General features: G+C 32.5%; 9 protein-coding genes. All 9 read left to right on the top strand.

Annotated features, from left to right (window positions below):
• Window positions 1–106 precede the first annotated feature (106 nt).
• The 9 genes from IRZ99_RS11415 to IRZ99_RS11375 all read left to right on the top strand — a co-directional run bounded on the left by IRZ99_RS11415 (window position 107) and on the right by IRZ99_RS11375 (window position 12,226).
• The gene (locus IRZ99_RS11415; protein ID WP_194657387.1) at window positions 107–967 is read left to right on the top strand and encodes a prephenate dehydrogenase; all 861 of its coding nucleotides are present in this window, start codon (window positions 107–109) and stop codon (window positions 965–967) included.
• Between the two features lie 12 nt (window positions 968–979).
• The gene (locus IRZ99_RS11410) at window positions 980–2,062 is read left to right on the top strand and encodes a bifunctional 3-deoxy-7-phosphoheptulonate synthase/chorismate mutase type II (RefSeq protein WP_026983484.1); all 1,083 of its coding nucleotides are present in this window, start codon (window positions 980–982) and stop codon (window positions 2,060–2,062) included.
• Between the two features lie 302 nt (window positions 2,063–2,364).
• Window positions 2,365–3,348: a ribosome small subunit-dependent GTPase A gene (rsgA, locus tag IRZ99_RS11405; RefSeq protein ID WP_194657386.1), complete on the top strand. Its 984-nt coding sequence runs from the start codon at window positions 2,365–2,367 to the stop codon at window positions 3,346–3,348.
• A gap of 30 nt (window positions 3,349–3,378) precedes the next feature.
• Window positions 3,379–3,729 carry a four helix bundle protein gene (locus IRZ99_RS11400; protein WP_194657385.1) on the top strand — a complete coding sequence of 117 codons (351 nt, stop codon included), beginning with the start codon at window positions 3,379–3,381 and terminating at the stop codon, window positions 3,727–3,729.
• A gap of 45 nt (window positions 3,730–3,774) precedes the next feature.
• Window positions 3,775–4,227 carry a D-aminoacyl-tRNA deacylase gene (dtd, locus tag IRZ99_RS11395; protein WP_194657384.1) on the top strand — a complete coding sequence of 151 codons (453 nt, stop codon included), beginning with the start codon at window positions 3,775–3,777 and terminating at the stop codon, window positions 4,225–4,227.
• A 63-nt stretch (window positions 4,228–4,290) separates the two neighbouring features.
• Entirely contained in the window at window positions 4,291–6,198 is a 1,908-nt protein-coding gene (locus IRZ99_RS11390; protein WP_194657383.1) for a DUF3857 domain-containing protein, read from the top strand.
• Window positions 6,199–6,214: 16 nt separating this feature from the next.
• Complete coding sequence (locus tag IRZ99_RS11385; protein ID WP_194657382.1) at window positions 6,215–8,239, top strand: DUF3857 domain-containing protein; 2,025 nt, start codon at window positions 6,215–6,217, stop codon at window positions 8,237–8,239.
• A gap of 2 nt (window positions 8,240–8,241) precedes the next feature.
• Window positions 8,242–10,254 (top strand): DUF3857 domain-containing protein, encoded by a 2,013-nt coding sequence (locus IRZ99_RS11380; RefSeq protein WP_194657381.1) that lies wholly within the window; start codon window positions 8,242–8,244, stop codon window positions 10,252–10,254.
• Between the two features lies 1 nt (window position 10,255).
• Window positions 10,256–12,226 carry a DUF3857 domain-containing protein gene (locus IRZ99_RS11375; protein ID WP_194657380.1) on the top strand — a complete coding sequence of 657 codons (1,971 nt, stop codon included), beginning with the start codon at window positions 10,256–10,258 and terminating at the stop codon, window positions 12,224–12,226.
• The last annotated feature ends 1 nt before the right edge of the window (window position 12,227 follow it).

The following is a 12,227-nucleotide window of genomic DNA, read 5'->3' as shown; positions in this document are numbered from 1 at the left end:
AAAACAAGGAGCCCTAGCCCTGATAGAAGTGGAAATCCTTTTGCGCCGGGGTTCGGCGGAAAAGATTGAAACGGATAGCAGGAATTAGCTTCAAATTAAAAGAATTATGAAAGTATACGTAATAGGAATAGGGTTAATAGGAGGTTCGATGGTGCTGGACATCAAAGACCAACATCCGAATGCTACTATTTTTGGGATTGACAGCAACGAAAAACACTTGCAGGAAGCAATTGATTTGGGTGTTATCGATCAGGCAGGGAACTTTGAAGATTTGGCTGAGGCCGATTTTGTAATTGTTTCGGTTCCGGTTGATGTGGCGCTGGTTGTTTTGCCAAAAGTATTGGATTTGGTTGGAGATAAAACAATAGTTTTTGAAGTAGGTTCGACTAAAAAACCAATTTGTGATGCAGTTGCCAATCATCCGAAAAGAAGAAATTTTATCGCAACGCATCCAATTGCAGGAACAGAGTTTTCCGGGCCATCAGCAGCGATAAGAGGTTTGTTTAAAGGAAAGACAAACATTATTTGTGAAGTGGAAAAAACCACTTTTAAATTGCAGGAAAAGGCGTTACAGCTTTTTAGCGAAATTGGAATGAGGATTCGATATATGGATCCGACGTCGCACGACAAACACATTGCTTACGTTTCGCATTTGTCGCACATTAGTTCGTTTATGCTCGGAAAAACGGTAATGAACAAAGAAAAAGACGAACAGGATATTTTTGATATGGCGGGAAGTGGATTTGAAAGTACGGTTCGTTTAGCAAAAAGTTCTCCCGCAATGTGGACGCCAATTTTCAAGCAAAACAAAGAACACGTTATTGAAACATTAGAAGAATATATTTCAAATCTCAGTCGGTTTAGGGATTTGTTAAAAGAAGATAATTACAATGCCATTTTTGAAGAAATGGAAAGCACAAATAAAATTAAAGAAATACTAAACGGATTAACAACAACTAAAAAGTAAATTAGAATTAAGATGGAAAATAAGAAAGAAATGAGAAAGTGGTTAGAAGATTTCAATTTAAATCACCCACTTGTGATAGCTGGACCTTGTAGTGCAGAAACGGAAGATCAAGTATTAAAGATTGCTCATGAATTGAAAGATTCAAAAGTTAGTGTATTCAGAGCTGGAATCTGGAAACCAAGAACGCGTCCGGGAGGATTTGAAGGTGTTGGAGAAATTGGTTTAAAATGGTTGCAAAAAGCTAAAAAAGAAACTGGTTTATTGATGGGAACTGAAGTTGCGACTGCAGCTCACTGTAAATTAGCTTTGGAACATGATATCGATGTTTTATGGGTTGGTGCTCGTACAACTGCAAACCCTTTCGCAGTTCAGGAAATTGCTGATACTTTGAAAGGAACTGATAAAATCGTTTTGGTTAAAAACCCAGTAAACCCGGATTTAGCTTTATGGTTAGGTGGTGTTGAGCGTTTACATATGGCTGGAATCGAGAAATTAGGAGTTATTCATAGAGGTTTTTCTACTTACGAAAAAACTAAATACAGAAATATTCCAGAATGGCAGATTGCTATCGAATTACAAAACAAATTCCCTGATTTACCATTGATCATCGATCCATCTCACATTACCGGAGATCGTAAAATGATTTTTGAAGTAACACAAGAGGCTTTAGATTTGAATTACGATGGTATGATTATCGAAACGCACTACGATCCGGACAACGCTTGGTCTGATGCTGCTCAACAAGTTACTCCTGATGCTTTGAAACAAATCATTAAAGATTTGACGATCAGAAAAACAGACGATACTACAGATGAGTACAGTTCAAAAATGACTAAATTAAGAGCTAACATTGACGTTTTGGATGCTAATTTATTAGAGTTATTAGGAAAACGTATGAAAGTTGCTGACGAAATTGGTCAGGTGAAAAAAGACGCAAACGTAGCGATTCTTCAAAACAATCGTTGGAATGAAATTTTAGGAAAAATGATTTTAGAAGGTGAGAAAAAAGGTCTTACTGAAGAGTTTGTTTTGAGAATGTTCAAAGCAATCCACCAGGAAAGTATTGGTCACCAGGAGAAAATATTCAATGCATAATTTTCTCTAAAAACATATAAGTGATATAAGTTAAATTTGGTTTTATCTGAATTTTGTTATTTGGTTTTCTTATATCATAGATTTAAAAATAGATTGTTTTTTTAATCCCCATTTCTTCGAAAGAAGAGTGGGGATTTTTGTTTTATATAGTAGCCAACGGTTTCAGCCGTGGTGACGTAATCAATAATCATAATCTTTATCCCTACGGATGAAACCGAGGACAATCTTTAAAATTATTCATTTATCTTTGCAAAGATTTAATTTCAATCTGAAATCTAAAATCAGCAATCTAAAATTAAAGAATGACAGGACTCGTATATAAATCTACAGGAAGTTGGTACACCGTAAAATCGGAACAAGGCGATTTTATAGAATGCCGTATGAAAGGGAAGTTTAGGATGAAAGGTATTAAAAGTACTAATCCTATTGCTGTAGGCGATATTGTCGATTATGAATTGGAAGAAACTTCAGATGCGGTAACCGGAACGATTTTTAATATTCACGAAAGAAAGAATTACATCGTTCGTAAATCGGTTAACCTTTCGCATCAAATGCATATTATTGCTTCGAATATTGATCGTGTGTTTTTATTGATCACGATTAATAATCCCCCAACGACATTCAATTTTATAGATCGTTTTTTGGTAACTGCCGAGGCTTACAATATTGAAACTATTTTGGTTTTTAATAAGATAGATACTTTTGACGAGCCAACTCTGGAAGATCAATTGTACATGCAATATGTATATCAGCAAATTGGTTACAAATGTCTTCGTGTTTCTTCTACTGAAATGAAAGGTGTTGAGGAGTTAAAAGAAATGATGATAGGAAAAGTAAGTATGTTTTCAGGACATTCAGGTGTTGGGAAATCGACTTTAGTAAATGCGATGGAACCTTCTTTGCATCTTAAAACCAAAACCATTTCCGAAGCCAGTAAACAAGGTCAGCACACAACGACTTTTGCGGAGATGTATGATTTGTCTTTTGATGCCAAAATTATCGATACCCCTGGAATTAAAGGTTTCGGAATTGTGGATATGGAGAAAGAAGAAATCAGCGGGTATTTTCCTGAATTTTTCAAATTGAAAGATCAGTGCAAGTTTAACAATTGTCTTCATAAAGAAGAACCGCATTGTGCTATAAAAGCCGCTTTAGAAAGAGACGAGATCGCCTGGTCCCGTTATAATAGTTATCTGAAAATCCTCGAAGGCGATGAAGAAAATTATCGTACAGACACTTATGATGAGGATCGTAAAATTAGTGATGAAACAAGAAATCAGAAATAATTGTGAATTGTAAATGGTTAATTGTTAATTATGGCAGATAACGTTATAAAGACAAAATCTTTTAATTTTGCTTTGAGGATTGTTAAATTGTTTCAGTTTCTAAATCAGGAAAAGAAAGAATTTGTTTTAAGCAAACAATTACTTCGCAGTGGAACTTCAATAGGAGCATTGGTTCGCGAATCCGAACAAGCAGAAAGCAAAAAAGACTTTATTCATAAACTTGCAATTACACAAAAAGAAGCCAACGAAACAGATTATTGGTTGGAATTGTTGTTTCAGTCAGATTATTTAAATGAAACTCAATTCAAATCAATTAAATCTGATATTGTAGAAATAAATAAAATATTAGCTTCAATCATAATTACAACGAAACAAAATTGAATACGATCTAAATTCACAATTAACCATTCATAATTCACAATTAACATGAGAGTTGTTCTTCAAAGAGTTTCCCAAGCGTCAGTAACTGTAGAAGGAAATAAAACTGCCGATATTCAAAAAGGATTATTAGTTTTAGTTGGTATTGAAGATGCCGACACTCAGGAAGACATTGATTGGCTGGTTGGAAAAATCATTAAAATGAGAATTTTTGGTGATGAAAATGATGTCATGAACTGCTCAGTTCAGGATATTGATGGCGATATTATTGTTGTAAGTCAGTTTACGCTTCATGCGTCCACAAAAAAAGGCAATCGTCCTTCATACTTAAAAGCTTCAAAACCAGAGTTTGCTATTCCGATGTATGAAAACTTCGTGAAATCTTTAGAAAAAGACTTTTCTAAAAAAGTGCAGACAGGAATTTTTGGTGCTGATATGAAAGTCAGCCTATTAAATGACGGACCTGTTACCATCATAATAGACAGCAAAAACAAGGAATAAAAAAAACTAAACAAATGTTAAGAATTTCTAAAAATAATATATATTTGAAGAAATTACTTACTAATGAAAACCCCTTTTTTTGCGTTAATTTTTTTGTTTTTTACGCTTATTTCTTCTGCTCAAAAGAGCGATTATTCTGTGTTAACCATTTCTGATAGTCTTAAGACAAATGCAGATGCGGTCGTACGTTTAGACAAAATGGATATTGTCATTACTTCACAACGTAGTATGAATATCAAACTACAAAGAGTAGTAACGGTTTTTAATGAAACAGGGTTAAGTGATATTGATGCTTATCAGGGGTATGATAAATCAACTTCAGTAAAAAGTATCGAAGCAATTGTTTATGATGCCTTTGGTAATGAAATAAAGAAAGTTAAACGAAAAGATTTTAAAGATCAGAGCGCAGTCAGCGGAAGCACTCTTTTTTCGGATAATCGTGTAATTTTTTTAGAATATACTCCAGTTTCTTATCCTTTCACTGTTGTTTACAATAGTGAGATTGAAAGTTCCAATACTGCCTTTTTACCACAATGGTATTTCTTGGGAGGCACTGCTGTAAGTATTGAGAAATGCGTCTTAAATGTTACTTATCCTAATAACCTCGGTTTTAAAAAGAAGGAATTTCAGCTCACCGGATATAATATCAAGAAAACTTTAGATACGGACACACAATTAAGTTATGTTGCGACTAATATATTAGCTCAGAGAGCTGAAAGTTTAAGTCCATCTGGCAGAGATCTTTATCCTAGAATTATGATGGGTCTAGAAAGTTTTCATTTAGAAGGTGTTGACGGGACAGCTAAAACCTGGGAGGCATTTGGTAAATGGTATGCTGAAAAAATTCTAACTGGAACTACTGATTTATCTGAAGAAACTAAGGCGAGAATAAAAGCATTAGTAGGAGATGAAAAAGACCCGATAAAAAAAGCAAAAATTATTTATGATTATGTTCAGAAAAAATCAAGATATGTAAATATTGCTGTCGGAATTGGAGGATGGAAACCAATGCTTGCAACAGATGTAGATCGTTTAGGGTATGGTGATTGTAAAGCATTGTCAAATTATACAAAAGCACTTTTACAGGCTGTGGATGTTCCTTCGTACAATACAATTTTGTACGGTGATCGTCATAAATCAAATATTCAGTCTGATTTTGTTTCGATGCAGGGAAATCATATGATATTAGCAATTCCACATGGAGAGAACTATACTTTTCTGGAGTGTACAAGTCAGGATGATCCGTTTGGATATCAGGGAACTTTTACAGACGATAGAGATGTTTTAGTTGTTAAGCCTGAAGGTGGAGTAATTGTCAGAACTAAAATCTATGAAGACAAAGGCAATACACAAACTGACAAAGGATTTTATACTATTGATGAAAATGGAAATTTTTCGGGTTCAATTTTGATAAGTTCAGAAGGGTCACAATATAGTTCTAAACAAAGATTAGAAACTTTTCAGCCTACAGAAAAAGAAGCCCATTATAAAAAATATTGGGATCATATAAATAATCTGAAATTGGGTAAAATAACATTTACTAATAATAAGGAAAATATACGCTTTACTGAAGATGTTCAAATCAGTGCTATAAACTACGCTTCAATTTCATCCAATAAAATGATTTTTGCTGTTGATGCTTTCAATCAAAACACCGAAAATATAAAACGCATCAGAAATAGAAAAAATCCTTTTGAGATTGAGCGTGGCTATTTAGATACAGATGAAATTGAGATTAATTTACCAGCTGGTTTTACTATCGAGTTTATTCCTTCAAACTATGAATTAAAGGGAAAATTTGGAGAATATAAGACAGAAATCATCAAAAAAGAAAACAACAAACTGCTCTACAAACGCTCTATGTTCGTAAATAAAGGTAAGTATTCTAATAAGGATTACGATGAGTATCGCCTTTTTATGGAGCAAGTATCCAGAAACGATAACGCCAAAATTATATTAACTAAAAACTAATTAAGAACCAAAATCAATGAAATTTATCAAACTTTTTAGTCTTTCCCTTTTCTTCTTGTTCTTTTCAAGAGTGTCTGCCCAGGAATTTAAATTAGGAAAAGTATCAATAGCTGAATTAGAACAAAAAGTGCATCCAAAAGATTCAGCGGCTGCTGCTGCTATTTTGTATAAAAAAGGAAGTGCCAGAATTGAATACAATCAGAATGATGGTTTTATTACAGTTACAGATGTTGAAACAAGAATTAAAATTTATAATAAGGAAGGGTATGAGTGGGCTACTCATGAAGTTTGGTATTATAACAACAACAACTTATCGGAGAAGGTATCTTTTAGTGATGTTGTAACTTATAATTTGGTCAATGGTAAAATTGAAAAAACCAAAATAAAGAGCGAAGGAATGTTTGATGAAGTTCTTAATAAATTCAGAGGACAGAAAAAAATAACGATGCCCAATGTTAAAGAAGGCTCCGTTATAGAATTTAAGTATACCATTAGAAGTGGTGCCAGAATGATCAGGGAATGGAATTTTCAGACCAGTATTCCTGTGAACTATTCTGAGTTTGTAACATACATTCCGGAATATTACACTTTTAACTCTCAACTGAAAGGTTATGTTTCTCCTAAAGTAACTGTGGAGAGAGGTAATAAATCAATAATATTGAATTCTAAAGAAAGGGTTTCTTCAGGAGGCTTTGGAGGAGGTGCTACAAGAACGGAATTTTCCCAGGATAAAATAGACTATATAGAAACTAAGACTATTTATGTCGGTGAAAATCTTCCGGCAATGAAAGACGAGGCTTTTGTAAATAATATTGATAATTATACCGCCAGTGTTCAATATGAACTGGCTATGGTGAAATTTCCAAATGAACCAATGAAGTCTTATTCTACAGATTGGAATTCGGTTGCAAAAACAATTTACGATTATGATTCTTTTGGGCCAGAATTAAACAAAACAGATTATTTTGAAGAAGATTTAAAAACGGTATTGGCAGGGAAAAACACGCCTGATGAAAAAATATTGGCGATATTAAATCATGTGAAATCGAATATAAAATGGAATAAATATACGGGCTATGATTGTGATTTAGGAGTTAAAAAGGCCTACAAAGAAAAAACAGGAAATATTGGTGATATTAATTTAATGTTGACTGCAATGTTGCGTTATGCTGGCTTAACGGCGAATCCTGTTTTGGTAAGTACGCGTTCTAACGGAATTGCATTGTTTCCTAATAGAACTGCTTTTAATTATGTAATTGCTCTTGTTGAAACACCAGGCGGAAATGTTTTATTAGATGCTTCTGATAAATTTTCGGTTCCAAATGTTTTGCCTTTCCGAACTTTAAATTGGTTTGGAAGACTGATTCGTAAAGATGGAAGTTCTGAAGAAGTTGATTTAATGCCAAAAAGAGCATCAAATGATATGGTTTTTATGAATTACAGCATTGATGCGGAAGGTAAAGTTACAGGTAAAACGAGAAGGCAATGTACAGACTATAATGCTTTGATTACAAGAGATAATGTTGATGGCGTTGTACAGGAAGAATATTTGGAGAAATTAGAAAATGAGAATAATAAAATTGAAGTTAGCGAATATGAAAGGAAGAATGAAAAAGAGATTTTATTGCCAATGATTGAAACTTATTCGTTTACAGGAAATAATTTATGTGAAGTGATTGGCGGTAAAATTTATGTAAATCCGATGTTATTTTTTGCGAATAAAGAAAATCCATTTAAACAGGAAATAAGAGAATATCCAGTAGATTTTGGATTCCCTTTTACCGATAAATATAATATCACAATAAAGATACCAGAAGGTTTTGCAATTGAGACATTGCCAACACCTGCAGTAATTGTGATGGAAGATAATTTAGGTACTTTTAAATTTAATATTGTTGCAAATGGAGGAACATTACAATTGGTAGTTTCGCATCAAATTAATGAACCAATTGTATCAACTGAGAAATATGAAATGCTAAAAGAATATTACAAAGGTATGGTTGCAAAAGAGACAGAGAAAATAGTTTTAAAAAGAATTTAAAGATGAAGTTACGCTTATTAGTTATTTTAGTTTTCCTGATTTTAGGATGGGCAAAAGTTAAGGCTCAAAATTATAAGCTGGGAAAAGTTACAATTGCTGAATTACAAGAGAAATCACATCCGAAAGATTCTTCAGCAGTAGCGGCAATCTTATACAAAAGAGGAGAATCGAGAATTGAATTCGATTCGATTGATAATAGTTTTTTTGTCTTTACAGATGTTGAAACCAGGATTAAGATTTATAAAAAAGAAGGTTATAATTGGGCTAATCAGGGAGTGCCATATTGGAATACTACCAACCTGAAAGAGCATGTTTTTTTTGAAGATGCTGTGACATATAATTTAGTAAATGGTAAAATCGAAAAAACAAAACTTAAAAGTGACGGCTTTTTTGATGAAGTACTGAATAAAAACATGGGGCAAAAAAAAATCACAATGCCTAATGTTAAAGAAGGATCTGTAATTGAATTTAGATATACTATCAAATCTCCAAGTGATCGACTTATACGAGAATGGAATTTTCAAACTTCAATTCCTGTAAATTATTCGGAATTTTCAACGTTTATTCCTGAATATTATGTCTTTAATTCTAGACAAAAAGGATATTTTTATCCTAAAATTACAACATTAAAAAAGCCGAGATCTATTACTTATACAGGGAAAGAAAAACGTGTTGGACTCTCTAAGCCTAATAATTCAACCCTGCATCTTGACTATATTGAAAATGAAACGAATTACATTGCAGTTGATGTTCCTTCAATGAAAGAAGAAAGTTATGTTAATAATATTGATAATTATAGATCAAGTGTTGAACACGAACTTTCATTGGTAAAGTTTCCAAATTCTCCTATGAAAGAGTTCACTACAGACTGGAATTCGGTTGTAACAACAATTTATGAATATGATGATTTTGGCCCTGAACTAAATAAAACGGGGTATTTTGAGGATGATTTAAAGACATTATTAGCAGGTAAAAATACGCTGGAAGAAAAGATTTGGATTATTTTTAATTATGTAAAGGCTAATGTAAAATGGAATGGTTACATGGGATATGGTTGCGATAATGGAGTGAAAAAAGCATATAAAGAAAAAACGGGTAATATTGCCGATATTAATTTAATGCTTATCGCTATGCTACGTTATTCTGGTTTAACGGCAACCCCAGTCTTGTTAAGTACACGTTCTAATGGAATCGCATTATTTCCTAACAGAAATGCCTTTAATTATGTAATTGCTGCTGTTGAAACTCCAAATGGAAATATTCTACTTGATGCTACTGAAAAATTTTCAACGCCAAATATTTTGCCTTTAAGAGTTCTAAACTGGTCAGGAAGATTGATTAGAAAAGATGGTACATCTCAGGAAATTGATTTAATGCCAAGTAAACCATCAAACGATAATATTTTTATGAATTATAGTATTGATGCAGATGGTAAAATTACAGGAAAAACCAGAAGACAATGTACAGATTACAATGCTATGGTTATCCGAGATAATATTGATGGTATAAAAGAAGAAGAATATCTAGAGAAGCTCGAAAACGAAAACAATAAAATTGAGATTAGCGAGTACAGCAGAACAAATGAAAAAGATGTTTTGCTGCCTACAATAGAGACGTACTCATTTACAGGAAATAATTTGTGTGAAGTAATAGGAGGTAAAATATACGTTAGCCCAATGTTGTTTTTTACGGATGAGAAAAATCCATTTAAACAGGAAGTCCGTGAATATCCAGTCGATTTTAGTTACCCATTTTTAGATAAGTACAATATTACGATTCAAATTCCTGAAGGTTTTGCTGTTGAAACATTACCTGTTTCGGCAGTTTTTAATATGGACGAAAATTTAGGAAGTTTTAAATTTAATATCGCATCTAATGGTAATTCATTACAATTAAATATTGCACATCAGATAAATGAAGCTATTGTTTCTGCTGATAAATATGAAATGTTAAAAGAATATTATAAAGCAATGGTTGCAAAAGAAACAGAAAAAATAGTTTTAAAAAGAATTTAAAATGAAGTTACGCTTACTAGCTGTTTTAGTTTTCCTGATTTTAGTGAACTCAAAAATCAATGCTCAAAAATATGAATTAGGAAAAGTAACTATTGCCGAATTACAAGAAAAATCGAATGCAAAAGATAGTGCGGCTCCGGCCGCTATTTTGTTTAAAAAAGGAAGAACTTTTTTTACTTACACTCAAGGTAAGGGTGTTGTCACGAATAACGTTTATGAATTCAGAATTAAAATTTATAAGAAAGAGGGTTTAAGCTGGGCAAACCAAAAAGTATCTTATTACATAGGATATGAAAATTTGAGTGATGATATCGTAAAGTTTTCTAATGCGGCAACTTATAATCTTGAAAATGGTGAAATTGTAAAAACAAGGTTGAATAGTGAGGGGAGTTTTAAAAATAAAATTAATAAATATTGGAACGAGGCATCAATTACTTTACCGAACGTAAAAGTTGGCTCGGTTATAGAATTTAAATATGTTTTGAAATCAGAAAATATAGTCAGACTTCCGGATTTTGATTTTCAATATGATATTCCGGTATGTTATTTTGAATATAAAACAGAGATTCCGGAATTCTTTATTTATAAATCTTTGCTCGTTGGAACCTCAAAAATAGAAACAACTGCAGATGTAGTGACGAGCAATCAGGTATTTGCAAGTGGTTACAAACAGATTAACAGTTTTTATACTTCAAAAGATATTCCATCACTTACCGAAGAGCCATTTGTTGATAATGTAAATAATTATAAAGGGTCGATTCAAAATGAACTAGAAAGAGAAAGGTATCCTGATAAACCAGTTGTTAATTATACCAACACATGGGAAGGAGTTGCAACTTCAATTTTTAAGAATAGAGATTTTGGAGAAGAACTTAAAGCGACGGATTATTTTTTTGATGATTTAAAAGTGATATTACAGAAGACAGATTCTAAGAATGAACGTGTCAGTTTGATTTTTCAGTTTGTTCAAAATAGGATGAACTGGACCGGAAAGAGAGGGTACTTCGTAGATAAAGGAGTAAAAAAAGCATTTGAAGAAAAATCTGGAAATGTAGCCGAAATAAATTTCATTCTGATTTCGATGTTAAAAAGTGCAGGAATCGAAGCGAATCCGGTTTTAGTAAGTACCGTTGAAAATGGTGTCCCTGTATTTCCCAATCGAACTGTTTTTAATTATGTCATTGCCGCTGCCGAAATTGATGGACAGAAAATTTTGCTGGATGCAACTAATAAGTTTACAGCACCTGATATTTTGCCATTAAATGTTTTAAACTGGAAAGGAAGACTTATTAAAGAAGATGGTTCTTCTGAGGAAATTGAATTGATCCCAAAAAACGTGTCGAAAGATAATTACACCATAATTGCCAGTATAAATACTAATTTAGAAGAGATTCAAGGTAAGGTTCGAATTAAAAAAACGAATTATGATGCTCTTCGATTTAGAGAAACTTATTCAAATAAAAATGAAGATTCTTATTTAGAAAAATTAGAAAATGATTTGGGTAATATTGAGATACAGGATTATATAATAGAAAATAAAAAGGAGGATTTATCCAAGCCAATTCAGGAAGAATTTAATTTTAAGGCTAAACATTCTTATGATCGTATTGGAGGAAAAATATTTTTAAAGCCGATACTTTTTTTTACGGATATTAATAATCCATTTAAGCAGGAAAAAAGACAAATGCCGGTGTATTTTGGTTACCCAGGCCAGGATATTTATAATGTATTTTTAGATATTCCTGATGGTTTTGTCGTTGAATCATTGCCCAAACCAATACGCGTTGTAACAGAAAATAGAGATGCTTCTTATACAATGAATATGATTTCTGAAGAAAACAAAGTGCATATTCAGGTTGTGAAGGAAATAAACAAATATATTTTTGCTACCGATGATTACGACATGTTGAAAGACTTTTTTCAAAATATAATTGTGAGTCAAAATGAAAAAATAGTTTTAAAAAGAATTTAAA

Source organism: Flavobacterium sp. LC2016-12, assembly GCF_015351595.1.
In the GTDB taxonomy this organism is placed as follows: domain Bacteria; phylum Bacteroidota; class Bacteroidia; order Flavobacteriales; family Flavobacteriaceae; genus Flavobacterium.
The sequence above is the reverse complement of the archived record's forward strand: the minus strand, read 5'-3'. Positions and strand labels throughout refer to the sequence as shown.

Bases quoted from the DNA above. Each gene is read 5' to 3' on its own strand.
- IRZ99_RS11410 (WP_026983484.1), top strand. From the start codon at position 980: ATGGAAAATAAGAAAGAAATGAGAAAGTGGTTAGAAGATTTCAATTTA.
- IRZ99_RS11390 (WP_194657383.1), top strand. From the start codon at position 4,291: ATGAAAACCCCTTTTTTTGCGTTAATTTTTTTGTTTTTTACGCTTATT.
- dtd (WP_194657384.1), top strand. From the start codon at position 3,775: ATGAGAGTTGTTCTTCAAAGAGTTTCCCAAGCGTCAGTAACTGTAGAA.
- IRZ99_RS11380 (WP_194657381.1), top strand. From the start codon at position 8,242: ATGAAGTTACGCTTATTAGTTATTTTAGTTTTCCTGATTTTAGGATGG.
- rsgA (WP_194657386.1), top strand. From the start codon at position 2,365: ATGACAGGACTCGTATATAAATCTACAGGAAGTTGGTACACCGTAAAA.
- IRZ99_RS11375 (WP_194657380.1), top strand. From the start codon at position 10,256: ATGAAGTTACGCTTACTAGCTGTTTTAGTTTTCCTGATTTTAGTGAAC.
- IRZ99_RS11400 (WP_194657385.1), top strand. From the start codon at position 3,379: ATGGCAGATAACGTTATAAAGACAAAATCTTTTAATTTTGCTTTGAGG.
- IRZ99_RS11415 (WP_194657387.1), top strand. From the start codon at position 107: ATGAAAGTATACGTAATAGGAATAGGGTTAATAGGAGGTTCGATGGTG.
- IRZ99_RS11385 (WP_194657382.1), top strand. From the start codon at position 6,215: ATGAAATTTATCAAACTTTTTAGTCTTTCCCTTTTCTTCTTGTTCTTT.